The following is a 25,886-nucleotide window of genomic DNA, read 5'->3' on the forward strand; positions in this document are numbered from 1 at the left end:
CTTTATTTTTATTTTTACCACTGTTCCGCCTGAGAAGAAACCTCTATTTTTGAAAATAGCCCAAACTTTAACCACTCAGATTTGCGATCAGGTCAACATGAAATTACACTGATCTATGAAAAAAATTTTAACTTTCATAAAAATATAAATATACTTGGAGTTGATCGACAGGAAAAAATCTGCCTAGATTGATCTAAAATCACTCCCACAAAGAAAATATAGAGACTATGATAAAAACCTGTTGCGGCTTACTCGAAGAGAAAAACATAAAAATTGCCTTTATCGAAAGCGCAAGTTCTGGATATCTCAGTAGCCAGTTCTCCATTTGTAAAGGAGAAGGTGCCGAAATTCTGATTGGTGGTTTGATCTGCTACGATGTAAGTGTCAAGACTTCAGTATTGGGCATTTCCAAGAATCTGATCAATAGTCATACTGCGGAATCTATGCCGGTAACGGTTGCTCTGGCGGAAGCAGGTAAAAAAATGTTCCGTGATGCTGACTGGATTATTGCCTGTACAGGATTGCTTAAACCAGGTGGTAGCGCGACACCAGAGAAACCGGAAGGGACTTTTTTTGTGGCCATTAATGATGGCACGCAAATCCATCAGTTCCAGTATTATCTCAAAGGCTCGCCACTTGAACGCCTCAACAAACTGTCCGCTGTGGTTGCACATGACATGATCAATCTGTTGAATAACAGCTAAGCTTTCAAAGTTACTGTATAGCCTGAATAAGCTTCATTATTTCTACCGTATTTTAAGATAGATTGGCATGATCAGATGCCAATCTATTTTTTTGAGGGTGGAATGACCATGAATATTAAAACTGCACTGCTCCTGCTCCCTCTGAGCTTGCCCACTCTGGCTTTCGCTACCGTAGGCGGTCCACAAAATATTGAAGTTCTAGGCTATGAAGTCAAAGAACAGAAGCTTTATATCATGCGTCACTATCTTGATGGTCGTGGACGCTTGCCTCAACTATATTATTATAATTTTAAATCCCAAAAACCAAATCAACTGGTTCAGGTCAATTCCTTATATATCAATCCTAAAACCAAGCGCATCGATTATGATCAAGACAGTCGCAAGTTTGATCAGGACATTGCCAAAATCAAAAAACGTTTAGTTCCATTAAATCCAATTCAAAAATCAAAACCACAGCTTAAGGTGTTAAAGACAAAAAAAGGTAGCGCGCCTGCCTGGCATGACCCTCAGGAAAAAGTGCCAAAATGGACCTATCAATATCAAGTGAAATCTGGCTTACAAAAAAGCGCGGTTCAGCAAGCGGTTAGTTATCAGCAAGGCTTGAAAATTAGCCAGGCCTATAAAGTTCCGAGACAAAATAAAACTCTGGTAATAGTAAAGTATCTGGGTATTCCTTTTGAAACAGGTTATAGCATTGAAGATCCGGCACTGTTAAGCCGATAACGAAACCGATAAAAAATAAGGTCTCAATTGAGACCTTATTTTTTTTATTTTTACTACAGAAACAGATTAAGCCGCAGTAGAACGCTCAGCGATTGGCACTACTTTACGCAACTCTGGCCCAGTGTAATCCGCGCTTGGACGGATAATACGATTGTCTGCACGTTGTTCCATCACATGTGCGGCCCAGCCTGTCACACGCGACATAACAAAGATCGGGGTAAACAGCTTGGTTGGAATGCCCATAAAATGATAGGCAGATGCATGGAAGAAATCCGCATTACAGAATAATTTCTTCTCACGCCACATGACTTCTTCACAGCGTACCGAGACTGGATAAAGTACCGTATCACCGACATCTTTGGCCAAACGCTCAGACCAGACTTTAATAATGCCATTACGCGGATCATTGTCCTTATAGATCGCATGACCGAAGCCCATGATTTTTTCTTTACGTTCCAGCATGCCCAGCATTTCACGTTCAGCTTCTTCAGGCGACTTCCAGTTTTCAATCATGTCCATCGCAGCTTCGTTGGCACCGCCATGTAGAGGGCCACGCAAGGAACCGATTGCACCGGTAATACAAGAGTGCATATCGGACAGCGTTGATGCACACACACGAGCGGTAAAAGTTGAAGCGTTGAATTCATGCTCTGCATACAGAATCAAGGAAACATTCATCACCTGTTCATGTAATTCATTTGGCTTTTCGCCATGCAGTAGATTCAGGAACTGCGCACCGATTGAATCATCATCGGTATTTTCTTCAATACGCACGCCGTCATGGCTATAACGATACCAGTAACAGATCATTGCCGGCAAAGTTGCCAAAATACGGTCTGCGATATCCTGTTGCTGCTCAAAAGATTGCTCAGTTTCAAGATTGCCCAGCATGGAAACGCCAGTACGCATCACATCCATTGGATGTGAGTCGGCAGGAATACGCTCAAGGACTTCTTTTAATGCCTGAGGTAAAGTGCGTAAGGATTTCAGTTTGGCTTTGTAGGCTGCCAATTGCTCTGATGTCGGCAATTCTCCGAAGAAAATCAGGTAAGCGACTTCTTCAAACTGGCAATGTTCAGCCAGATCCTGTACGTCATAACCGCGATAGGTCAGGCCTGCGCCACTTTTGCCTACTGTTGAAAGTGAGGTTTTACCTGCCACTTGTCCGCGCAATCCTGCGCCAGTGAGTACTTTTCCTTCAGCCATTTTTTTAATTCTCCTGTTTAAACAGTTTATCTAATGTGTCTTCGAAGCTGTGATAATCTAAAAATTCGTAGAGTTCTTTTCGTTGTTGCATGATATCCAGCACATTTACCTGAGTACCATGTTCGCGCACCGAACGCATCACTTCAAGTGCGGCTTTTTGCATTGCACGTGTCGCTGACAATGGATACAGCACCATGCCAATGCCCTGCTCAGCCAATTCATCTACCGTATAATACGGCGTATCACCAAATTCGGTAATATTCGCCAGGACTGGCACACCGACCGCATCACATACTGTACGGTACATGGTGATATCAGTCATCGCTTCAGCAAAAATCGCATCTGCGCCCGCTTCAACACAGGCAGAAGCACGGTCAATCACGGCTTGCAGGCCTTCTTTTTGTAGCGCATCGGTACGCGCCATCACCACGAAGTTTGAATCGGTTTTCGCATCTACAGCAGCTTTGATACGATCGACCATTTCCTGTTGCGATACGATTTCTTTATTTGGACGATGACCACAACGCTTCTGTGCAACCTGATCTTCAATATGAACCGCAGCGGCTCCTGCTGCAATCATCTGTTTGATCGTTCGGGCAATATTTAATGCGCCGCCCCAACCGGTATCAATATCAACCAGTAAAGGTGTATCCACACGTTCAGTGATCCGGCGTACATCTTCAAGAACATTATCCAGGCTGGTCATGCCCAGGTCAGGCAAACCATAAGAATAATTCGCGACACCCGCACCTGATAAATAAATGGCTTTATAACCGACCTGTTTGGCCATCATGGCAGCATAGGCATTTACCGTGCCCATAATTTGCAATGGTTTCTCGACTTCAAGCGCTTGTCTAAATCTTAAACCTGCAGACATTTGTTCTGTCATCTTCCTTTTCCACAGTCTTGGCTATAATTATTGAAATTCGAGTATACTCATTTGGCTTGCTCATTCCATAACCCGATAGAACAAATACTCTAAAACTTTAGTCAAATTTTTAAGTTTTGCTTTACCTAATTAGCAAATAGCGCACTTATCTGGCGCAATTATGAAATATGTGCATATATTTGCTATGATGGCGTTTCAATCTTTATTGTCATGTTGATGTACGATCTCCTATGCAAGACCTTGCCCTAGAACCGCTCGCCAAAGATCTGCCACAGACCAAACGTGGTCATGAGCGTTGTATTGCGCTGCTGATCAGTGCAACCGAGCTATTTCTGGAACGGGGTTATGACGCTGTCTCTCTGGATGATATCGTCCAGCATGCCGGAGGCTCCAAAGCTTCGATCTATAAATACTTTGGCAATAAAGAAGGCTTGTTTAAAGCCATCTGCGATTATCGTCGTATCAAGTTTTTTGAAGATATCAGTATTCCGATCGAATTGATGGCACTGGATTTTCGTAGTTATTTAGTACACACGCTACTCAATTTTTATCACCAGATCATGCAACCTGAAAACTCGGCCTTTATGCGTCTGGTGCTGGAACAGAGTCAGCGCAATCCAGAACTTGCCCAGCATATTCATGAGCGAGGCCCGGTGCATGTACAAAGTGCCATTGCTACGGCTTTAGAACAGGCAGATGCGCAAGGTTTATTGCATTGCGAGAATCCGCAATATTCGGCACAGTTGTATTTTGGTATTTTGCGCAATCTGGAATGGCGTATTCTGATGGGAATTCCGGTACAGGAAGATGATCAGGAAATCGACAAATACATCAGTTATTGTGTGGATCGCTTTTTAGACGGTCATCAAAAAGTCTAGTTTTTTTGCATTTTTCATTGCTTATAGTATATTAGCCGATTCCGTATTTTTTTCTTAAACTAACCAACAACTGATTGTTGATCGAGTTTTTCGGCAATTATTGTGGAGTAACGAATGGCTCTCCGTCACTTTCTCACCTTACGCGATTTATCAACTTTAGAACTTAACCAGATTTTGCAACGCGCAATTGAGCTTAAGCGCAAACAGCATAACAATGAAGTGTTCCAACCATTTGTTGGTAAAGTGATGGGCATGATTTTTGAGAAATCGAGTACCCGTACGCGTGTTTCGTTTGAAGCTGGCATGAGCCAATTTGGTGGTAGCGCGATTTTCCTGTCTTCACGCGATACCCAGTTAGGTCGTGGTGAACCGATTGAAGATTCTGCACGTGTGATTTCAAGCATGCTGGATATCGTGATGATCCGTACTTTCGGCCATGATATCGTGGAGCGTTTTGCATCTTATTCAAAAGTTCCAGTGATTAATGCGTTGACAGATGACCACCATCCTTGCCAGCTACTTGCTGACATGCAGACTTATGTAGAGCAACGTGGCTCAATTGAAGGTAAAACTGTTGCCTGGATTGGTGATGGCAACAATATGTGTAACTCTTATATTGAAGCTGCACATATGTGGGGCTTTAATCTGAAAATTGCAGCGCCAAAAGGCTATGAGCCACAAGAAAAATTCCTGTCTGAATTCGCGCATTGTGTGGAACTGGTTCCTTCTGCTGAAGATGCAGCGGTGAATGCTGACCTGATCGTGACTGATGTTTGGGCAAGCATGGGTCAGGAAGAAGAGCAGAAGATCCGTGAAAAAGCCTTTGCAGATTATCAGGTGAATGAACGCCTGATGGATCTTGCACATCCGGATTGCTTGTTTATGCACTGCTTGCCTGCGCATCGTGGCGAAGAGATTTCAGAAAATCTGCTTGACCATAAAAATGCCGTAGTTTGGGATGAAGCTGAAAACCGCTTGCACGCGCAAAAAGCTTTGGTTGAATTCCTGATTAATGAAAATCTGAAAAAAGACTAATTTTTTAAGATGAATCTTCACAAATTAAGCACCAATCTCTGGTGCTTTTTTTGTCTCAGCTCTTATAATCATTGTTGAAATGGAATAAAAAGTGATTTTATACAATGCAAAAAAAATATTGGGCTTTGGCACTCTTGACTGGTTTTAGCAGTGTCGCCTTACCGGTGCATGCTTCTGAATTTGACCAATATCTTCAAGAAAAAAATATTATTGACAGCAAATTTAAAATTCAGAAAAAAGCTGAGCTGAATGAATTGCTCGCAGTGCTCAGTGCAGAGGATTCCAGAACTTTACCATTGCAGATTGATCAAAATACGATTATTGAACAATTACAGTTAAGTGCCAATAAAACCACACTGAAAGGCATGATCATCACGCCCGATTTTAGCCAGTTTGAAAAAGACTTGGGGCGCAAAGAAGTGATGAAAGTCATTCGCAATAATCTGCTCAATAATTGTGAAATTTTCTTTGAGCATCGCTATCAGATTGAGAACCCTTACAAGGTTGAACTCAGCCTGAACTCGCAGACACAAACATATAAAACGGATATTTCCCAGAAAGATTGCAAATTAAAATAATCTAAACACATAAGACATTTATTTCGATTCAGGATTCAAGAATCCTGAAAACAAAAGGTAGCCGTGGCTACCTTTTTTAATAAGGTTTACTGTTATATCTTGCTAACGCACCAAGCCTTGCGGCTGCAAAATAATAATCAACGCGCCCAGTATTACCACCATGCCACCAAGTAGATCCCAACGCGATAGAGTCACTTGATCAACGAAGCGCAACCACATCAGTGCTGAAAAAATATAGATACCGCCATAAGCGGCATAGATCCGTCCTGAAGCAGCTGGATGCAAGGTTAACAGCCAGACAAAAGCCGCCAAAGCCAGAGCTGTCGGAATCCATAACCAGTGGCTTCTCCCCTGATTTAAAATCAGATAGGGAAAATAACAACCTAAAATTTCCATCAATGCCGTGACTAAAAACAGTAAAAATGTCGTGAACAGCTTGGTAACTTGAATATCCATAATTTATCTTTTAAATGATATGAATTTGATAATTTAAAATATGAGTCCATGAAAAAACCCGTGCAAGCACGGGTTTGATCCTTCTTATTAATTAAGCTGGTTCAGCAGTCTGGTCTTCAAAAACTTCAAGTTTTAAGCCAACCGCTTTACCATTTTCTTTTTTCACAGATACTGCAACATTGCCGCCATTTTCAGCCAGCTCACCAAACAGGATCATCTCAGCCAGCGGTTTTTTCAGGTGTTCCTGAATCAAACGTTGCATTGGACGTGCGCCCATTAAACGGTCATAGCCATGTTCTGACATCCATTCACGTGCACTCTGATCCACTTCCAACATGACTTTTTTGTCATCTAGTTGTGCTTGAAGTTCAGTCAGGAATTTATCTACAACATTTTCAATAATGCTGCTTGGTAATGCCTTGAACTGAATCACGCCATCGAGACGGTTACGGAATTCTGGCGAGAAAACTTTCTTCATCGCTTCCTGATTATCGTTACTATTGTCCTGTTCCATAAAACCAATGCTGACACGTGAAATACTTTCAGCACCAATATTGGTGGTGAGTACCAAGACCACGTTACGGAAATCAGATTTACGCCCGTTATTATCAGTCAATGAACCATGATCCATAATCTGCAATAAGAGGTTAAACACATCTGGATGCGCTTTTTCGATCTCGTCTAGCAACAGCACACAATGCGGATTTTTGTGAATCGCATCGGTGAGCAAGCCACCCTGATCAAAACCGACATAGCCCGGAGGTGCACCGATCAAACGTGACACTGCATGACGTTCCATGTATTCCGACATATCAAAACGAACCAGTTCCACACCCATCTGTTTCGCGAGCTGCTTGGTCACTTCGGTTTTACCAACACCTGTAGGACCCGCAAAGACAAAACTACCTACAGGCTTATCTGGAGACTTCAAACCGGCACGTGACAGTTTAATTGCAGAAGCCAAGGCCTCAATCGCTTCATCCTGACCAAAGACCACACGTTTTAAATCACGCTCAAGATTTTCCAGCACACTCTTGTCATCTTTAGAGACAGTTTTCGGAGGAATACGCGCAATTTTAGAAACGATGTCTTCAATATTTTCTACGGTGATTAAACTGTCATCTTGTTCTGCTTTGAGACGGCGCTGAGCACCGGCTTCATCAATGACATCAATCGCCTTATCTGGCAAGAAACGGTCGTTGATAAATTTCGCAGAAAGTTCTACCGCAGACACTAAGGCTTGATCTTCATATTCCACATGATGGAAATCTTCAAACTTCGATTTCAGACCACGTAGGATATCAATAGTTTCAGAAATAGATGGCTCATTCACATCAATTTTCTGGAAACGACGCGATAAAGCATGATCTTTCTCAAAGACCTGACGGTATTCCTGGAATGTGGTTGACCCGATGCAGCGTAAAGAACCATTTGCCAGCGCCGGTTTGATCAGATTCGATGCATCCATGGTACTGCCCATACTCGAGCCTGCACCAATAATCATGTGAATTTCATCAATAAACAGCACTGCTTCAGGTTTCTTTTTCAACGCATTTAAAAGCTGTTTCAAGCGTTTTTCAAAGTCGCCACGGTATTTGGTTCCTGCCACCAAAGCACCAATGTCCAGACTGAAAATTTCAGCATTTTCCAGTGGTTTTGGCGCTTTACCATTGACAATTAACCAAGCCAGCCCTTCAGCAATCGAGGTTTTACCGACACCTGGATCACCGACAAGGAGTGGGTTATTTTTACGACGGCGGCAAAGAATTTGCGCGGCACGCTCGATTTCTTTTTCACGACCAATCAGTGGATCGGTCTTACCTTTTTGTGCTTCAACATTCAGGTTAGTGGTATAAAGTTCAAGTGGACCTGAACTTGCTGAAGATGCTGATTCGCCATCTAGATCTTCGATTTCTTCTTCAGACTGTACATCTTCTTTACGGGTACCATGAGACAGGTACTGAGTCAGGGTCAGACGGTTAATTTGATGACGTTTCAGCAGATAGACTGCAAATGAGTCACGCTCAGAATACATGGCAACCAGAATATCAGCACCTTCTACAGTACGATCGCCGCCGCTTGACTGCACGTGAAAAATCGCGCGTTGCAAGATCCGGTCGAAGCTTTCTGTCGGGTGTGGTGCCTGATCACTATTTTCACCAAGTTTAGGGGTATGTTGTTCTACGTACTCTTCTAATTCCTTACGCAACACGATGATGTCCGCACCACATGCTTTGAGAGCATTCACGGCTGAATCATTGTCGAGCAAGGCTAACAATAAATGTTCTACGGTCAGGAACTCATGTCTCTTTTGACGAGCCATGCTGACAGCCAAACGTAGTGATACTTCTAATTGACGACTGAGCATGTAACCCCCTTAATCTTTAGGCTCTATTTGGCAAAGTAACGGATGACCTTGTGATCGAGCATAATTATTGACTTGGTTCGCTTTGGTCTCCGCAATGTCTCGAGGATAAACCCCAGCTACACCCTTTCCTTCATAATGTACAGTTAGCATTACTTGTGTAGCTTGGTCAAGATTCATTGCAAAGTATTGTTGTAAAATTTCAATTACAAACTCCATCGGCGTATAGTCGTCATTTAATAAAACAACCGCATACAACGGTGGACGTTTCAGTTCTGGCGGTGCAGTCTGTACAGCTAAGTCAGAATCACCGTCTTCAGAGGGTTCATTTGCTAAACGTGGGCTGATATGCCAATCAACGATTCCAGACTCATTAAAAGAATTTTTAATATCACTTAAACACATTTGACGTTTATTGCTTGGCATAAGATTTATATTTCACACTTAATTTGCATTTGCTTCGGTTTTCGGAATTTCTGACAAGGTGGCAGACTGATTTTCGACTGCTTTGCCCTGTTCCCAACTAAAACGACGAATCACAGGCTTGGCACCAGTAAGACGCACTTCAATAAATTCTGGTTTAAAGCCTTTCGGCATGGTCCAGCGGCCAGTGAGTCGCTCATAATTTTCAAAATTAAAGTTTTTATCTTCCAGTGGTACCACCAGAATTTCAGTCCCTTTAATCAGGCGCAGTTCCACACTACCTGAAGCACGACTTTTGCCTGGACTGACCTGAACCAGATCAATCTGGTATTCAAAGGCATTTTCGGGTAATGGTTTAATCGACAGGTTTTGAACCGCCAATGCCAAACCACCACGCTGACGCAAAATTTCGCGATAAATGGTTCCTACACTTTCAGCCTGCACCTGTTCATCACGTGCCTTGGTCATGGCCAGATACAGATCATTGGCGTTGCTGACAGCTAGATCACGCTCCTGAACCGCAGTATTCAGCGTCTTGTTCAGTGTTTCAAGACTGGCTTTCTGAGTCTGTACCACATCGACCAGTTGCTCTGCATCTGCATCATAACCCGCCGCAGTCAAACCCTGACGATGTCCTACGGTATATCCGAGTACGCCACTGCTTAAGATCAATACAGCCGCACCAATGGCCAAGGGCGTATTACCTTTCATGAATGGTTTCTTAGTCCCGGGTTCCTGAGGAAGCGTCGTATTTGACTCGTTATTCGGCATTTTGATCTCTTGTTTGCTTTAATCAAGACACACATTTAAATGCAAATCTAAATGTGTGTGAAGTTCTAATACGTTTTTTATGGTAATAAACCAATATTATTTAAGCCAGCGTCTTCAGCAAAACCAAACATCAGGTTCATGTTTTGTACAGCCTGACCTGCTGCCCCTTTTACCAGATTGTCTTGTGCAACCAGTACAACCAGTTTCGTTGGTTGTGGCTTATACAAGGCAATACGCAACTGATTCGCTCCACGCACTGAACGGGTTTCGGGTGAGCTACCCGCCGGCATAACATCGACAAATGCTTCATTGGCATAGAACTGCTCATATAGCGCTTGTAAATCTGCTGATTGGCCTGCTTCAGTTAAATCGATATAGATGGTCGACAACATACCACGAATCATCGGCACCAAATGCGGTACAAATAAAATATGATCAAACACATTTTTTTGACCTGAAATTTTTTCCAATGCTTCGACAATTTCAGGGTGATGACGATGACCCGCTACACCATAGGCCTTAAAATTATCGGAATTTTCAGAATAAATCATGCCCAGACTGGCTTTACGACCTGCACCTGATACACCAGATTTGGCATCGATAATAATGCTTTCAGGTTTCACCAATGCTTCAGCCGCTTTTAAGACCGGCGCCAGACCCAACTGAACTGTAGTTGGATAACACCCCGGATTCCCGATCACACTGGCCTTTTTAATTTCTTCACGATTTAGCTCAGATAAACCATAAACAGAATCTTTTAACAGTTCTGGACATGCATGTTGCATGCCATACCATTTTTCAAACTGTTCAAGATCTTGTAAACGAAAATCTGCCGCCAAGTCGATCACTTTGGTATTTGCAGCAACCAGCTCTTCGGCATGTTTCATTGCGACACCATGCGGCGTTGCAAAGAACACCACATCGCATGATTTTAATAAACCCAGACTCAAATCAGAAAATTTAAGATTGGTATGCCCGCGCAAGCTTGGGAACATGTCATCTACACGACGACCTGCTTCAGTACGTGATGTCAGTGCTGTTACATTTACATCTGGATGTCGTAGCAAAAGACGCAAAAGTTCAACGCCTGTATAACCCGTACCACCCACAATACCCACTGAAATCACGATGATTACCTCAAATAAATGTTTCCTTTATACAGCCTAGTATGACAGGAAGTTGAGGTTTTCTAAACCATTTCACTGGGGTTTGCTGGTTTTTTAATTGATCAGTAGGATAAGTCCGATTTTGATCATGAAACTTTTAATTTGCTTAGGCTATTTCAATAGAGTTATATGGACTTATTAATTATGGTTTTAGGCACCCCACCAATATGGCAACGGCGTATTTTTCAGCGTTATACGATGCTGCTGGAAATGCTGATCATGCTTAGCAACTTCTGCCCAAAAGCGTGGACTATGATCAAAATGCTTTGTGTGTACCAGTTCATGGACAGCGACATAATGCGTGACCTCTTCAGGAAATAATACTAGCGCACTATTCAGCATAATGTCATGTTTGGCCGAACAACTGCCCCACCGGGTTTTAGGTTGTCGAATACTGCAGTTTTTAAAAGGCAAATGACATTGCTGTGAGACAAGATTTAAATATGAAGGAAGCTGTTCTTTTGCGTAGGCAATCACGAAAGTTTTTAAATATTCTTCAGGATGTCGGTCACTGATGCAAAGCTGTAAATTTTTATGATCAAAAATGAAGTTGCTCTTCTGGCTTTGATAAGAAATTTGTACAGGTTCTTTTAGATTAAATAACCGCAGCTCAATCGGTAACGTCCGGTCAATATTTTCGATTTTTTCTTGCTGGGATTGCCAGGTTTTAATCAGCCAGCTTTCAGATTGTTCAATAAAATGCCGTATCTGTTTTTTGCTGCAAAAAACCGGGGCTGTGAGGCGAATCTGGGTCGCATCGACACGCAAACGTAACCGGGTTGAACGGACATTTCGGGTGATTTGGATTTCGGGTAGATCGGATAAGGTCATTATAGTTTTTTTAATCTCCCTAACCCCCTCTTTTTCAAAGAGGGGCTTTTAAAAGTCTCCCTTCTTGCACTTGTTTTAAAGCAGTGCTTCAAAACTTCGCTCAGGGAGATTTAGAGGGATTTTTTCTAGAAAGTTTAATTAAACCGCTGTACGCTCTTCAATTCCGTTATCAGTCGCGACAATGGCGATATCTGCTTTGTTGATCGCAAAGATACCGTTACATACCACGCCCGGAATATCGTTTAAGGTTTTTTCCAGTTCAAGTGCATTTAGAATATTCAGGTTGTACACATCTAAAATCACATTACCGTTGTCAGTGACCACACCTTCACGGTACGCAGGATCGCCACCTAAAGATACGATTTTACGCGCGACTGCAGAACGCGCCATTGGAATCACTTCTACAGGAAGCGGGAACTCACGCCCTAATTGTCCAACCCATTTAGAATCATCCACGATACACACAAATTTTTTCGCAATAGAGGCAACAATCTTTTCACGTGTCAGCGCTGCACCGCCACCTTTGATCATATGCATATGACGATCAATTTCATCTGCACCATCAACATAAGCATCCAGACCACTGACAGAGTTCATATCTACCACTTCAATGCCGAGTTTTTTCAAGCGTTGTGCAGTTGCTTCTGAACTGGCTACCGCAGCTTCCAATTGCAGCTCAGGCAATAAGTCAATTAAAAAGTTTACAGTACTGCCTGTACCTACGCCTAAAATGCCCCCTTTTGGCAAGTGTTTTAAAGCGGCTTTGGCTGCTGCTTGTTTTTTCTCATCTTGGGTTGCATATAGACTCATGGCTTCACTCAACTATTTTGGACTTTTGCAGCTTTTTTAAACCGCAAAGCCGTGTGGTTTGTTACAATAAGCCCCTATTTTAAACTGTTAGATGGAAAATTAACATGCTGTCTCGTTTGGTTCGACAAATTTTACAAGCAACGGTCTACGATGTTGCAATCGAAACTCCACTCGAAGCAGCGCCACGAATTAGCGAACGACTCAATAATAATATCCGCTTTAAACGTGAAGATTTACAACCGGTTTTTTCATTCAAGCTACGCGGTGCCTATAACCGTATTAGTCAATTACCGAAATCACAAATGGAACGTGGCGTTATTACTGCTTCAGCGGGTAACCATGCACAGGGCGTGGCACTCTCAGGGAAAAAGCTGGGTATTCGCGCGATTATTGTGATGCCTAAAACCACACCTGATATCAAGGTACAGGCGGTTAAGCGTCTTGGTGGCGAAGTGGTTTTGCATGGTGATTCATTTGATGTCGCCAACAAGTATGCGATTCAACGTGCCCAGGAAGATGGCATGACCTTCATTCCGCCTTATGATGATGAACTGGTGATTGCTGGCCAAGGTACGATTGCTAATGAAATCCTGCGTCAATGGCGCGATGTGGATTACGTGTTTGTCGCAGTTGGCGGTGGTGGCCTGATCGCAGGTGTTGCAGCGTATTTAGGTGATGTCGCACCCCACGTTAAAGTCATTCCAGTGGAATACGACGAATCTGCCTGTTTAAAAGCTGCTTTAGAAGCAAATGAACGTGTGATTCTCCCATCTGTGGGCTTGTTTGCTGATGGTACAGCGGTAGCCCAAATTGGTGAAAAACCATTTGATGTGATTCGTCTGCAAAAATCGGACAATTCTGGCCCAATCGTGGAACCGAATGTGGTGCTGGTGAATACGGATGAAGTCTGTGCAGCGATTAAAGACACTTATGACGAATGCCGTAGCATTGTAGAACCATCTGGTGCAATGGCTCTGGCAGGTATTAAAAAATACGTGGCTGAACATGGCATCGAAGGGAAGAACATGGTGTCGATTGTCTGCGGCGCCAACATGAACTTCGACCGTTTACGTTATATCGCTGAACGTACCGAACTGGGTGAACGCAAAGAAGCGATTTTTGCCGTGACCATTCCGGAACAGAAAGGTTCATTCCTGAGTTTCTGCCGTGCATTACAAGGCCGTAATATTACTGAATTTAACTACCGTGCCAGCGATGCTTCTGCTGCGCAAGTCTTTGTCGGCATCAGTCTGAAAAATGGCGAGAAAGAACGTCAGGAAATTTATGAAACCTTAAAGTTCCAGTATGACGTTGACGATCTGTCTGATGACGAAGTGGCCAAACTGCATATCCGTTACCTGATCGGTGGTCATGCCGATATTGAAAATGAGCGCCTGTTCCGCGTGGAATTCCCGGAGCGTCCTGGCGCTTTACTGATGTTCCTGGAACGTCTTGGCCCAACCCATAATATCACCCTGTTCCACTACCGGAACCACGGCGCTGCTGAAGGACGTGTTCTGGTGGGTCTTGAAGCAACCGATGCACAACAGAATCCGGATGGCTTGATCGAAACTCTCGAAACCATTACCTATCCATATCAGGAAATTACCAATAATCTGGGTTATCAACGTTTCTTGAAGTAATTCTTTCAAACATAAACCGCCTTTCGAGGCGGTTTTTTTATGTCCGGCTGAATGAAAATGTATGAAGTATTTATGTAAGGCCAGATAGCTGAAAACTATAAAAATCTTTAAGATACATACTTAGACATGAACTGATTTGAAATAAAAAGATTTAAGGAAATATGCATGGCATTATTTGCAGTCATTGGGCTGGGCAGCTTCGGTGCAACAGTGGCGACTCAACTGATCAGCCTGAAACATGATGTGATTGGAATCGATCTCGATAAAAAATATGTGGAAAATATTTCCGATCAGCTCACCCATGCGGTCATTGCCGATGCAACCGATGAGCATGTCCTGGATGAACTGGATATCCAGCGCTGTGAAGCGGTCGTAGTCGCAATTGGTGAAGATATTGAAGCCAGCATTCTGTGTGTACTGCATCTGAAAAATATGGGTGTAAAGAAAATTTGGGCCAAAGCCAAATCCAAAGCCCACCATATGATTTTGACCCATCTGAACGTCGAAAAAATTATTCACCCAGAAGAAGATATGGGCGTCCGTGTGGCACAATCACTCAGCTACCCGATGGTTAGCCGTTATATGTCACTTGAAGATGATCACTATATTGTCAAGATCGAGATTCATGCAGATCATCATGGTACACCGTTGAATCAGTTGATGAAGCATATACCTGAAATTACCACCTTATTACATAAACGCGGATCTACGCTGCAATACCACGTAGATGCCAATCAGATTCTTCAAGAAGGCGACATTTTACTGGTTGAAGGATTGCTGGAACCTTTGCGCCGTCTTGCTAAATATTTTAAACATTTATGAAAAGTTCTGATTTAAAGCAACACAGGACGATTAACCTCAGTCCTCCGAGCTTACTGGCTTTGGGTTTTCTCGGATTAATTCTGATCGGCTCACTGCTATTGATGCTGCCTATTGCACATCATGGAGAAATCAGCTGGCTGGAGGCGATTTTTACAGCAACTTCTGCTGTGACCATTACCGGGCTATCGGTGGTGAATGTCGGTGAAGCCTATACCGTATTTGGTCAAATCGTGATTATGTTTTTGTTGCAATGCGGCGGCTTGGGTTTTATGACCTTTGCCATTCTGGCAGTGATGAGTCTGGCACCGCAACTGGGGCTAAAACAACAAGTCATGGCACAGGAGTCCATTGGACAAACTAGTCTGAAAAAAGTCAGTTTTACCATTAAAGCCGTGTTTTTATATTCTCTATTCTTTGAAGCGATCGGCACGCTGATTCTGACCTTGTCCTGGCTTAAAGAATATCAATTCACTGATGCATTATTTTATGCAGCCTTTTATAGTGTCTCCGCTTTTAATAATGGTGGATTTTCACTATTTCCAAATAGCTTGATGAGTTTTTCAGGGCAATATCTGATTACCTTTACCATCAGTATGTTGTATATCATTGGCGGTATCGGTTTTCTGGTGCTGATGGACGTCAAAGAACATAAGCGCTGGCGTAAGTTGAGTACCAACAGCAAGCTAATCCTCTCAACGATTCTGGGTCTGAACCTAAGTGCTTTTATCGTACTTTGGCTACTAGAGGCTTCCAATCCACACACCTTGGGTCTCATGAGTTTGGGCGATCAGGCCGTGAATGCCTGGTTCCATGCCACCGTTCCCCGCTCTTCAGGTTTTAATAGCTTGCCAATGGAACAAATGAGCGATGCATCCAGTCTCGTTACCATGCTGCTCATGTTTATCGGGGGCGGCTCCTTAAGTACGGCGGGCGGCATTAAGGTCGGTACGTTTATTATTGTGGTCATCAGCGTAATCAGTTTTTTAAGACGCGAAGATGAGATCCGGCTGTTTAATCACTCTATTCCTGAAAAAACTACGTTTAAAGCATTGGCCGTCGTGTGTATTACTGCAGCATTGATCATGATGGGTTTTATGAGCTTATTAATCCTGGAACCTGAGCAGGATTTTCTGGATCTGTTGTTTGAAGCCGTGTCTGCGGCCTGTACCGTCGGTTTGTCCCGAGGGGTAACAGAGGAACTACAACCTGCCAGTTTGATTATTCTAATGCTGTTAATGTTCGCAGGGCGTCTAGGGCCACTGACGCTTGCTTATTTTATTGCGACTCCGAAAAAGAGTCGTCTCAAACATCCGCCTTCAGAAATCCAGATTGGCTAATCTATCTATAAAAAAACCATGCAGCGGCATGGTTTTTTATTTTCATTCCAAGATGTTTAAAGTTGGAATCCTAGAACCAGTTCATCAAGGAAACACCTAAACCGACATACGTGGCACGATGGTTATAATCAATCAGGCTTTCTCCGTAACCATCAAAAAGCTGGAATTGGCCACGCAAACGCCCACTGATCGGGAATGACCAGTCGAACTGTACCGCTCCACGGTTTTCATCTCCACCTTTTAAGGTATGTCGTAGCATCAATGAAAAATCATGCTCCTTATAACGATAAAATGCGGTCATGTCTCCACGGCCAATATAGTTCTTGATCTCTGGATTGTTATCGTCTTCTCGCTTCTCTTCAAAGCGATACCAAGGACGAACCATCAAGGCAAAATTGTCTTTTTCAAAACCAAGATTCAGCATCACCCGATTCCAGCTACGTGATAACGGATCAGAACGACCATTGGACTGATGATTGATGGTCAATCCCAACATACGCCAATTCAGACCCAAAAGATCATAATTGGTACGGAAAATCAAACTGGCTTCGGGTTCATAGTTGGTCTCACGAAACGGACGTGATTCTTCCGAGTTATACACCTGCCAACGCGAAGACTGAGTATAACCAAGCCAGAGATCGCCATTATCTCCCAAGATATTTTCAACCGCCTTGGTCTTTAAAGACAGTTGAAACTTAGCTTCAGTTGAGGTGAGATTCTGTTTCTCTGTCTCTATATTGTTGGGATTTTCACTCTCGGGTAATTCATTCTTGTTTGATGTCCAGAAACCTGGCATCAAATACACCGGCTGATAAGAACGAATGTTCCAGGTGCCTAATTTACTTTCCGGAGAGAGTTCCCAGCGGCTATCCAGCAAAGACAGATTCGGCGTCAGCTTTGATCCTTCAGAAGCGTAAATATTGGAAACAGTCTGACCAATTTTCGCTTTTAAATTGTCGGGTTCAGGCGCAATTTCTGCTGCTGCACGACGTTCAGAAACGATTGCAGGCTTATCAGTAACCGGAATTTTAAATAAAGTATCATAACAGGCCAGACGCTCTGCACTAATTTCCAGTGCAGCACAGGCTTCAGCCGTTGCCGGCGTGGGACTGTTGACTACTGTTTCTTCCGCATTCACTTGCGTCCCAACTGCACAGCCCAGCAACACGCTCAGCTGTAGAGTTGAGCGCTTAAACGAATTAAGCGCCATCCCTTATCCTCTTTTTTTTATTTATAGAACTTGTTGAATTACAAAACCAAGCTGCTCCAGCATTTCACGTTTTGCCACTGGTGCCACAACGGCTTTCGTCGCCTGCTGCTCGACCAGATAGGTCTGTGCAACACGCTGCAAATCATCCAGTGTGACATTCAATAAACGTTCACGTAATTTTTTACGGAACGCTGGCGTACGTTGATGCAAGTAGGAATAACATGCAGTAATGGCTTCGCCTGCCGGTGAGCCTGGTTTATCCATACTGGCAATCAGCCCCAGAATGGCTTCTTCCAGTTGATGCGGCTGTTGTGGTGCATTGAGTAACCACTGAATACTCGCATCAAAATCCTGGAAGGTTTCTGCCAGACGTGGGTCACGGTAGCTGTAGAAACGGAACGAACAGGCATTGCCGTCATAGCTCGCACCACCACCATAGGCACCGCCTTTTTCACGAATGGCGCTGTGCAGGAAGCCATTACGCAAATAACCCGCTAGTACCATCAAGGCAGCAGCATCAGGGTGTGAGACTTCAACTGCCGGATAAGCAGCCGCACAGAATTGGACATTGGCTTGAATCAACCAGGCTTCGTGCTGATCATGGGTTACTTTTTCGACTTGAGTCAATGCAACCGGTGCTGGATCAACAGCAAGTTTGTCCCAGACATTCTGAATTTCTTCGATCAGATGCTCAGACTGCGGCTCTTCACAGACTAACAGGAATTGCTTTGGTGCTTGCAACAAGACCCGATGAATCCGTTTTAATTCATCAATCAGCAGATCATATTCAGCCGGATCTTTTTCGATCTTAGACACCAGCTCGATCAGCCAGTTCAATGCACCCAAACCGGTATTGTGATAATCACGCAAAGCCAATGCACTATGCTGACGTGAAGCCGTTTGCATTGCATAGCTATGTCCAGAACCAGAAATACGTGACTGCCAGCGCGTTTTACGCTGTTGTAACAGTTCAACAATACGGTCTTTCTCATCAAAACGAAGCTGTTCAAAACCGATCTTTAACAGACGAATTGCATCCAGATGATTCACCAAAGATTTGGTGGTCAACGTCAACCAGGCAGTAATTTTGTTTTTGTCATCGACTTTAGAACGCAAAGATGCGCCCATGCCCAGACCGCCACTTACCGCTGTTTGCAGTTGCTGGAACTCAAGATAATCATACTCACCCGCACCAACTTCACCCATCAGGATCGACAGCAGGTTAAAGTAAGGCGACTGCACCACTTCATCCGGAATATTGACCAGAACCTGTTGATAATAAATCCCATTGGTGCCGGCATGATACAGGTTCAACGGCGTATCAACACGGTTACAGATAATCTCACGCAACTGGCCTTGAACAATTTGCAATTCCGCAGGGACATCTTCCAGACCGACTTTCGGCAATAAGTTCAAGTCATCCGGCGTGTCCTGACGAACATTCAATGCTTCAGTCTGGGCAATAATTTCAGCTTTTTGTTCTTCAGTCAGATTCTTTCCAATTTCGGCTAGACGCGCTTTTTCATCAGCCGCTTCTTTGGCAGATTTGGTCGCATCGGGAACCAGTGTCAGTTGGACACGATGTGGGTTATCCAGCAGATGCTCTTTGATCAGATTGGAAAGCCACATCGGATCTTGCAGCTCTTCCTTAACTGCGGCAATCGCAGAATCCACATCCCAAACTTCAACCGGATCACGGTGATGAATCGCGCTGCCCAGACCGCTCAGAATCAGGCTCAAACCATACGGCGTACCATCACCATTGATTTCACGCTGATGCAATTCAATTTGATGCAGGATCGCATCGACCATGTTCTGATCAACCGGTTTAGAGGCAACATCTTCTAGAACCTTAAACACACCATTTTTAAATTCTTCTGCATGTTCAGGATTTGAACCCTGCACCGCACAGTAGAAAGTCATTTCAAAATTAGAATCATCCACGCCCATGAATGGACCTGTTGCATCTGCATAACCACACGTTTCCAGATAATGACGCAGTGGTGATGCTGAATCTTCAAGCAGAATCCCTTCAACTAAACGCATGCCCAAACGCAGTTTAATGTCACTAGCTTCCGGCAATAACCATGACAGCACATGATAGGTCTTGTCCTGTAGATCTTCGGCATCGACCGCATAGCTGTCGGTAACCGTCAATGGTGCAGTCAAACGGGTTTCAGGTGTTGGATACAGCGTCTGACCTTTTTCAAATTTGGATAATGCCAGATGTTCAAACTGCTCTTGCAATTCAAATGCTGTTTTATTGCCAAAGGTCATGAAGACTGCATTACTTGGATGGTAATGTGACTTATAGAAATCTACTAACTCTTGGTAAGTCAGGTCAGGAATATCTTTAGGATCACCACCAGAATTATAATGATAGGTGGTATGCGGATATAAATGATGCGCCAGCGTGTGATACAGCTGGTCTGAAGGCGAACTCATCGCACCTTTCATTTCATTAAAAACTACGCCTTTATAGACAGGCTCGCCATTTTCCAGCTCAATGCGAATGCCTTCCTGGGCAAAATCCAATGGATTCAGGTTCGCAGCAAATGCTGCATCCATATACACTTCGAGCAGGTTCTGGAAATCTTTACTATTTTGGGTCGCAAATGGATACGCAGTCCAGTCAGCCGCAGTAAAGGCATTCATGAAAGTATTCAATGAACGGCGAATCATCAGGAAGAATGGATCACGCACCGGGAATTTTTCTGAACCACACAGCGCAGTATGTTCCAGAATATGGGCTTCGCCTTTAGAATCCATCGGCTGGGTACGAAACGCCACCAGAAAGACATTTTCGTCGTGATTGGTCGCCAGATGATAATGCGTGGCGCCAGTCACTTTATGTTTATATTCAGACACGAAAATGTCTAAAGCTTCAACATGTTGTTGACGTACCAACTGAAACGCAGGATGTACAGTTTGAGAAATGGTTTCAGTGACATCTACAGTCATGCGATCTCCTAATGCTTTAATTAAAATAACTAAGCGCATTATAGCTTTAGTTGTTTGAATTATTCACGTTGAAAACCGAGGATTTTGATCGAATTAAGTAAACTTGATCATTTGAAAATTAAATCATCAAATTTACTTCCTGCATCTAGATGAGTATTTACAAGCTTAAGAAATCAGATATTTAAAATAGTTATAGCTTGGATTGTTTTCCACAAATACATAATTCTGCTTTTGATAAAAACCGGCGGCCAGTCGGGTATCTGTTTGCAGGCACAAAGCTGAATAATGCGGACGTGCCAATTGCTCCAGGTAAGCCAAAAGCTGTTTGCCTACGCCATGCTGACGATATTTCGGATGCACATAGAAACGGCGTACACGACCAATGCGGTCTTCAATGCCGTTATCTCCCAATTGCTGGTTTAAGCCGCCACAGGCAACCAATTTCTTGCCATCATGCGCCACCACCAGATATTCATTGGCGTGGCTAAAGCAGTTTTTCCCGGTGCGATATTCTTCTATTAACTTATCTACCAAATTATAGCCTTCTTTATGTGCCAGAGTTGCCAGTGTTTCGATCTGATCCGGGAGTTGTTCGGCTGTTACAATTTTAATATTCATATACGCACACTATTTGAAATTGTTGTGAAGAATGACTGTTGCCAAGCGACTTAAAGTATCATGCCAGGAGCGATATCTCTTTATAAATAAAATGTGATCCTTAAATCAATGCTGCAGCACACCAGTGCACAAAAATAAGTCAGTTTTTAGACCAAAGATAGCTGCTGAACAAAATACAGCATTTTTGAAAAATATTTGAAAATGATTCAGCAAACTACAGCAATCCCAAGCAATCGTGTAAACTTAGGACTTTCATTTTTAATGTGATATTTGAACATGGCAACTGTTGATCTTTTTGCGATTGGTAATGCGCTGATTGACCAAGAATTTAAAGTTTCTGATGACTTTTTAACTGCACATCACTTGCAAAAAGGCACCATGCAACTTGCAGATGGTGAGACTCAGGCCACTCTTTATCAAAATCTTCAAGCGACTCAAGTGTATAAGGGTCAGGCTTCAGGCGGTTCAGCAGCCAACACTACCGTGGCATTTTCTGCGCTCGGTGGTTCTGCATTTTATGGCTGTCGTGTCGGAAATGACGAACTGGGGCACATCTACCTGAAGGGTTTGAATGATGCAGGTATTAAGACCACCACCCAATCGATCAGTGAAGGCGTAACAGGGACATGTATGGTTCTGGTCAGCCCTGATTCTGAACGTACCATGCATACCTATCTGGGTATTACGGCCGAACTGACTGATCAACAAATTGATTTCAGCGCACTAAATAGCGCGAAATGGCTATATCTCGAAGGTTATTTATCAACTTCTGACACAGCACGTCATGCGGTACAACAAGCACGTGATATTGCCCGTGCCAATGGCGTTAAAATTGCCCTAACTTTATCTGATCCTGCCATGGTGCAATACGCGCGTGCCGGTTTGGATGAAATGATTGCAGATGGTGTAGACTTGCTGTTATGTAACCAGCAAGAAGCGCTGATGTATACAGAAACAGATAATCTTGAGGCAGCCCTGCTTAAATTAAAAACAATCAGTCAGCACGTTGTCATTACATTGTCAGCTGAAGGCGCACTGATTTCGGATTATCAAAATACATTTACTGTTCCTGGCCGTAAAGTGCCTGCAGTAGATGCCAACGGTGCCGGTGATGCTTTTGCCGGGGCTTTCCTGTACGGATTGAATGCTAATTTGGGTCTTCAAGCTGCGGCTGAACTGGCGATTCTCATTTCGAGCCAGGTGGTTTCACAATTTGGTCCACGCCTGGCAGTTGAAGACTATGCGGCATTATTACAAGACTTTCAAAAGGAATGTGCTTAATGTTTAAAATTTGCATGACCGAAGACGTTCCAGAACGCGAAGCACGCTCTTTTGAGCTTCCCGATGGAGATAATATCTTTATCACACAGCGTGACGGTGCCTTCTATGCCTATCAAAACCTGTGTCCGCATTTGCAGGTCGAACTGGAATTTCTGGAAAACCAGTTTCTGGATCGCGATCAGGAATTTATTGAATGCTCCACGCATGGCGCCTTGTTTCTGGTAGAAAGCGGTGAATGCATTTCTGGGCCTTGCCAAGGTCAAGCACTTGAAAAAGTAGAGATTACCGTGCATTCTGATGGTGGAATTTACCTCTCAGAATAAGACTAAAACGGACTTCACCATGCCTGCATTTTTTCTAGACTATAACCTGATGCCTTTTCATCTGAGTTTATTGGCGATTATTCTGTTCGGTGTGGTGAAAACCATTGGTTTCTATTTTGGACTCAGACCCAGCAAGTTTCTGCAAAAAATTTCACCTTATGACTTTCAGCAGATGGATCTACTAAACGTCAAATTCTCCAAAACCTTGATTGTGTTTTTCTTCCTGATGAATTTTAGTTTTGCCGGCTATGTTTTACAGTTCCTGATCTATTCTCAGGAATTTAAATTTCTGCCTGCTTATTACCTGATTATTCCGGCTTTAATCATTGCGACTTTTTTTACTATTTTTATGATTCACTGTCTGGATCAGGTCATTCCACCTAAATATAAAAAGAACAATGTCAATTTACTTGGCCGTTTGGCGACAATTTCCAGTGGCAATGCCCGACCCGGTTTTTCTGCTCAAGCGCGGGTGCGAGATGAGTATGGGCAACTGCATTATGTACAGGTAGAACCTGAGTTTGGTGAACTCGGTTTTCAGTCGCAGATTATCCTGATTCGCATGAGAAAATCTCATTATGTTGCCAAGAAAATTTGTAAATCTAATCAGCTGTTCAGCATGAATCTAGATTAAATTCTAAATCATTTGATAGTTATTAAAAAATCCCGACAGATATCGGGATTTTTTAATGTCTATATTTATTTTTTAAGAAGTCCTGAAACCATATTCAATACATTTTGAATATCATTATTGGCTTCCTGCTTGCTGGTTTGCTCACCTTGTGGAGTAAGCGAATCAATAATCTGCGGCAAGACCTGTGAAATCGCACTATACACATCCTGCTTCGGTGCATGGGTTTGTTGTGCAACTGCTTCAACTTCCTGATCATCAAACAGGTTTTGCACCTGCTGCGGATCGACATTGGCATTTTCACCGGGGCCGGTCGACACCCAATCATCGACCTGGCTATTGAGCCCCTGTCCTTTTAGCTTGTCTAATGCACCCTGTAAACCGCCCTGTTTTTGAATCCAGGCCAGCACTAAAGGCAGTACTGCAATCAATAAGGTTTTACCAGTAGAACCACCCAATCCTGAACGAGGCTGAGCAGTACCTTGAGTACCACTACCACCGAACTGACTTATTACTGAACCTAAAATTGCCCCCAGACCATTTTGTCGAGTCTGCTGGCCGGTTTGATTTTGCTGGTTTTGAGTATTTTGATTTTGCTGAGAATTTGACTGGTTTAAATGCCCTAGCACAGACCCCAGGATATCTGCCAAGCCACCTTGTTGTGAGGACTTTTGCTGCGACTGCCCACCACCCAATGCCTGCTTTGCTAATATTTCCACAATACTACTCAGGTTTGTCATGTCCTATATCCTATGTGCATCTTAATTACAGAATACGGCCTGCCCTCATATTGTCTAGGCAAGATTGTGTTAATATTTGCAATCTTGGTTAAGCAGGTTTTCGGTTTACCAGCGAAATTTATCCCAGTTTTCCGGATTAGCCCAAAATTTGGAGTTAAACCAGTCTGGCACGTGCTTATAGGTTAAAATATTAAACTGCCACAGCGCAAAATCGGCCTCATGTGTGGTCTTGTCAATCAGCTGGGTAAATCCTAAAGCTCTCAATAACTTTTCATTTTGCAGCCGGCTGATCACCACTAGCCGTTTGGCAAACAAATCACGTAATTTCACCAGAATTTGACTCATGATCTGTTCAGACAAATGTTCTGTTTCTGCAGTATCCAGCATCACCACAGCCAAGTCATAACGTTGCTGAAAAGGCAGATTTAAAAAGTCAGATACGCTAAAATAGGACCATTGAATAGCTGGCTGAAACTGGACTTGGCTCAAGTCCTGCCCAATACAAATAGCAGTATGAATTGGCTGTTCCTGTGCGAAATCGTCTAGCATTGAAGTAATGACATTCTGCTCAGCCATAACTGCATCCTTATGATTTAAGTGAGTAATTTTTATGGAACTTCAGGGCATTTGTCATAAAATGCACGTCGGCCTCAAGGACCTTAGTGTAACTGATCAACAGATACAGCGGGCAAATGTTGAATATAAATTAATTTTAGATCGTGCAGAAATTGATCTTCCGTTTAATTTAGGCCAAGAAATCGAGATTGAATGGACCGGTAATATTTACTGCGTGTCTTGTGGCAACAAAACTTCCAAATCATTTTCGCAAGGTCACTGTTTTAAATGTTTTAAAACCAATGCTTCATGTGATATGTGCATCATGAAGCCAGAGACGTGCCATTATCATTTGGGCACTTGCCGCGAAGATGAATTTGCACAGAATGTCTGCTTCCAACCACATATTGTCTATCTGGCCAATTCCAGTGCATTAAAGGTCGGCATTACCCGTACCAGCCAAATGCCGACTCGCTGGCTTGATCAGGGTGCCTCCCAAGCCCTGCCGATTATGAAAGTGGGCTCACGTCGTCTTTCCGGAAAGCTTGAGGTCATGTTTGGTACGCAGGTTGCTGATAAAACTGACTGGCGCAAGCTACTGAAAGGTGAAGCAGAACCATTGAACCTGATTGAAGTGCGTGAACAACTGCTGGAAGAATTTGCGCCTAAAATTCAAAGCATTCGCGAAGAATTTAATCAGAATCTAGAATTTAATGAAAATATTGAAGTATTGGAAGATGAATTCGCACGAGAGTTTATTTATCCGGTAGAACAATATCCGGAAAAGATTAAATCGCATAATCTGGATAAAACTCCTGTGATTCGTGGCAAATTACAAGGCATCAAGGGCCAGTATTTAATTCTGGATACTGGCGTGATTAATATGCGCAAATATACCGGTTATCAACTGATTATTCGTGCTTAAACCAT

General features: G+C 43.2%; 26 protein-coding genes. 12 read left to right on the forward strand and 14 right to left on the reverse strand.

Features of this window, described 5'->3' with window-relative positions; genetic code table 11:
- Nucleotides 1–227 precede the first annotated feature (227 nt).
- Together NI462_RS01900 and NI462_RS01905 are read left to right on the forward strand one after the other, a co-directional pair.
- Nucleotides 228–704, forward strand: a complete 477-nt coding sequence (locus NI462_RS01900) for a CinA family protein (protein WP_004280184.1) — start codon at nt 228–230, stop codon at nt 702–704.
- A 102-nt stretch (nt 705–806) separates the two neighbouring features.
- On the forward strand, nt 807–1,427 hold the full coding sequence (locus NI462_RS01905) for a hypothetical protein (protein ID WP_004646791.1): 621 nt from the start codon (nt 807–809) through the stop codon (nt 1,425–1,427).
- Between the two features lie 66 nt (nt 1,428–1,493).
- Here NI462_RS01905 and prpC read toward each other — a convergent pair whose 3' ends face one another.
- Together prpC and prpB are read right to left on the reverse strand one after the other, a co-directional pair.
- Nucleotides 1,494–2,633, reverse strand: coding sequence for a bifunctional 2-methylcitrate synthase/citrate synthase (gene prpC, locus NI462_RS01910; RefSeq protein WP_004646790.1), 1,140 nt, complete (start codon nt 2,631–2,633; stop codon nt 1,494–1,496).
- A gap of 4 nt (nt 2,634–2,637) precedes the next feature.
- Nucleotides 2,638–3,522: a methylisocitrate lyase gene (gene prpB / locus NI462_RS01915; protein WP_004280180.1), complete on the reverse strand. Its 885-nt coding sequence runs from the start codon at nt 3,520–3,522 to the stop codon at nt 2,638–2,640.
- 230 nt (nt 3,523–3,752) lie between these two features.
- Here prpB and NI462_RS01920 point away from each other — a divergent pair, with 230 nt between their 5' ends.
- From NI462_RS01920 to NI462_RS01930, 3 genes are all read left to right on the forward strand, one after another.
- Nucleotides 3,753–4,400, forward strand: a complete 648-nt coding sequence (locus tag NI462_RS01920) for a TetR/AcrR family transcriptional regulator (protein ID WP_004646788.1) — start codon at nt 3,753–3,755, stop codon at nt 4,398–4,400.
- A gap of 114 nt (nt 4,401–4,514) precedes the next feature.
- Nucleotides 4,515–5,435 (forward strand): ornithine carbamoyltransferase, encoded by a 921-nt coding sequence (gene argF, locus NI462_RS01925; RefSeq protein WP_004280178.1) that lies wholly within the window; start codon nt 4,515–4,517, stop codon nt 5,433–5,435.
- Between the two features lie 104 nt (nt 5,436–5,539).
- A complete protein-coding gene (locus NI462_RS01930) occupies nt 5,540–6,013 on the forward strand; it encodes a hypothetical protein (RefSeq protein ID WP_004646787.1) in 474 nt (157 codons plus the stop codon).
- Between the two features lie 102 nt (nt 6,014–6,115).
- Here the strand turns inward: NI462_RS01930 and NI462_RS01935 are convergent, their stop codons facing one another.
- The 7 genes from NI462_RS01935 to rpiA all read right to left on the reverse strand — a co-directional run bounded on the left by NI462_RS01935 (nt 6,116) and on the right by rpiA (nt 12,835).
- Nucleotides 6,116–6,469, reverse strand: a complete 354-nt coding sequence (locus tag NI462_RS01935) for a YnfA family protein (protein ID WP_004646786.1) — start codon at nt 6,467–6,469, stop codon at nt 6,116–6,118.
- A gap of 91 nt (nt 6,470–6,560) precedes the next feature.
- The gene (gene clpA / locus NI462_RS01940; protein ID WP_004646785.1) at nt 6,561–8,837 is read right to left on the reverse strand and encodes an ATP-dependent Clp protease ATP-binding subunit ClpA; all 2,277 of its coding nucleotides are present in this window, start codon (nt 8,835–8,837) and stop codon (nt 6,561–6,563) included.
- A 9-nt stretch (nt 8,838–8,846) separates the two neighbouring features.
- Nucleotides 8,847–9,260, reverse strand: coding sequence for an ATP-dependent Clp protease adapter ClpS (gene clpS / locus NI462_RS01945; protein WP_004279780.1), 414 nt, complete (start codon nt 9,258–9,260; stop codon nt 8,847–8,849).
- An 18-nt stretch (nt 9,261–9,278) separates the two neighbouring features.
- Nucleotides 9,279–10,028, reverse strand: coding sequence for a DUF6776 family protein (locus tag NI462_RS01950; RefSeq protein WP_004279781.1), 750 nt, complete (start codon nt 10,026–10,028; stop codon nt 9,279–9,281).
- 77 nt (nt 10,029–10,105) lie between these two features.
- Nucleotides 10,106–11,161, reverse strand: a complete 1,056-nt coding sequence (gene argC, locus NI462_RS01955; protein WP_171057010.1) for an N-acetyl-gamma-glutamyl-phosphate reductase — start codon at nt 11,159–11,161, stop codon at nt 10,106–10,108.
- 183 nt (nt 11,162–11,344) lie between these two features.
- A complete protein-coding gene (locus NI462_RS01960; protein ID WP_004646782.1) occupies nt 11,345–12,025 on the reverse strand; it encodes a M48 family metallopeptidase in 681 nt (226 codons plus the stop codon).
- A 138-nt stretch (nt 12,026–12,163) separates the two neighbouring features.
- A complete protein-coding gene (rpiA, locus tag NI462_RS01965; RefSeq protein ID WP_004279784.1) occupies nt 12,164–12,835 on the reverse strand; it encodes a ribose-5-phosphate isomerase RpiA in 672 nt (223 codons plus the stop codon).
- 104 nt (nt 12,836–12,939) lie between these two features.
- On the opposite strand from rpiA, the gene ilvA reads away from it, so the two are divergent.
- From ilvA to NI462_RS01980, 3 genes are all read left to right on the forward strand, one after another.
- Nucleotides 12,940–14,478, forward strand: coding sequence for a threonine ammonia-lyase, biosynthetic (gene ilvA, locus NI462_RS01970; RefSeq protein ID WP_004646781.1), 1,539 nt, complete (start codon nt 12,940–12,942; stop codon nt 14,476–14,478).
- A 165-nt stretch (nt 14,479–14,643) separates the two neighbouring features.
- Nucleotides 14,644–15,300, forward strand: a complete 657-nt coding sequence (locus tag NI462_RS01975) for a potassium channel family protein (RefSeq protein ID WP_004646780.1) — start codon at nt 14,644–14,646, stop codon at nt 15,298–15,300.
- Entirely contained in the window at nt 15,297–16,637 is a 1,341-nt protein-coding gene (locus NI462_RS01980; RefSeq protein WP_004646778.1) for a TrkH family potassium uptake protein, read from the forward strand. Before NI462_RS01975 ends, NI462_RS01980 begins: the two co-directional genes overlap by 4 nt.
- A 70-nt stretch (nt 16,638–16,707) precedes the next feature.
- Here NI462_RS01980 and NI462_RS01985 read toward each other — a convergent pair whose 3' ends face one another.
- From NI462_RS01985 to NI462_RS01995, 3 genes are all read right to left on the reverse strand, one after another.
- Nucleotides 16,708–17,847, reverse strand: a complete 1,140-nt coding sequence (locus tag NI462_RS01985; protein ID WP_004646777.1) for a phospholipase A — start codon at nt 17,845–17,847, stop codon at nt 16,708–16,710.
- 21 nt (nt 17,848–17,868) lie between these two features.
- The gene (locus tag NI462_RS01990) at nt 17,869–20,808 is read right to left on the reverse strand and encodes an insulinase family protein (protein WP_004646776.1); all 2,940 of its coding nucleotides are present in this window, start codon (nt 20,806–20,808) and stop codon (nt 17,869–17,871) included.
- Nucleotides 20,809–20,973: 165 nt separating this feature from the next.
- Nucleotides 20,974–21,426, reverse strand: a complete 453-nt coding sequence (locus tag NI462_RS01995) for a GNAT family N-acetyltransferase (RefSeq protein WP_004279794.1) — start codon at nt 21,424–21,426, stop codon at nt 20,974–20,976.
- A gap of 276 nt (nt 21,427–21,702) precedes the next feature.
- On the opposite strand from NI462_RS01995, the gene NI462_RS02000 reads away from it, so the two are divergent.
- The 3 genes from NI462_RS02000 to NI462_RS02010 are packed head-to-tail and all read left to right on the forward strand — an operon-like array spanning nt 21,703 to nt 23,664.
- Complete coding sequence (locus tag NI462_RS02000) at nt 21,703–22,707, forward strand: adenosine kinase (protein WP_004646774.1); 1,005 nt, start codon at nt 21,703–21,705, stop codon at nt 22,705–22,707.
- Between the two features lie 14 nt (nt 22,708–22,721).
- On the forward strand, nt 22,722–23,030 hold the full coding sequence (locus tag NI462_RS02005) for a Rieske (2Fe-2S) protein (RefSeq protein ID WP_004279797.1): 309 nt from the start codon (nt 22,722–22,724) through the stop codon (nt 23,028–23,030).
- Between the two features lie 19 nt (nt 23,031–23,049).
- Nucleotides 23,050–23,664, forward strand: a complete 615-nt coding sequence (locus tag NI462_RS02010; RefSeq protein WP_004279798.1) for an OB-fold-containig protein — start codon at nt 23,050–23,052, stop codon at nt 23,662–23,664.
- Nucleotides 23,665–23,729: 65 nt separating this feature from the next.
- Here NI462_RS02010 and NI462_RS02015 read toward each other — a convergent pair whose 3' ends face one another.
- Together NI462_RS02015 and NI462_RS02020 are read right to left on the reverse strand one after the other, a co-directional pair.
- A complete protein-coding gene (locus tag NI462_RS02015) occupies nt 23,730–24,401 on the reverse strand; it encodes a YidB family protein (RefSeq protein WP_004646772.1) in 672 nt (223 codons plus the stop codon).
- 105 nt (nt 24,402–24,506) lie between these two features.
- The gene (locus NI462_RS02020; protein ID WP_004279801.1) at nt 24,507–24,977 is read right to left on the reverse strand and encodes a DUF6231 family protein; all 471 of its coding nucleotides are present in this window, start codon (nt 24,975–24,977) and stop codon (nt 24,507–24,509) included.
- A gap of 34 nt (nt 24,978–25,011) precedes the next feature.
- Here NI462_RS02020 and NI462_RS02025 point away from each other — a divergent pair, with 34 nt between their 5' ends.
- Complete coding sequence (locus NI462_RS02025; RefSeq protein ID WP_004646770.1) at nt 25,012–25,881, forward strand: DUF2797 domain-containing protein; 870 nt, start codon at nt 25,012–25,014, stop codon at nt 25,879–25,881.
- Nucleotides 25,882–25,886 lie beyond the last annotated feature (5 nt).

It is taken from the genome of Acinetobacter lwoffii, assembly GCF_024129715.1.
Lineage (GTDB): Bacteria > Pseudomonadota > Gammaproteobacteria > Pseudomonadales > Moraxellaceae > Acinetobacter > Acinetobacter lwoffii_U.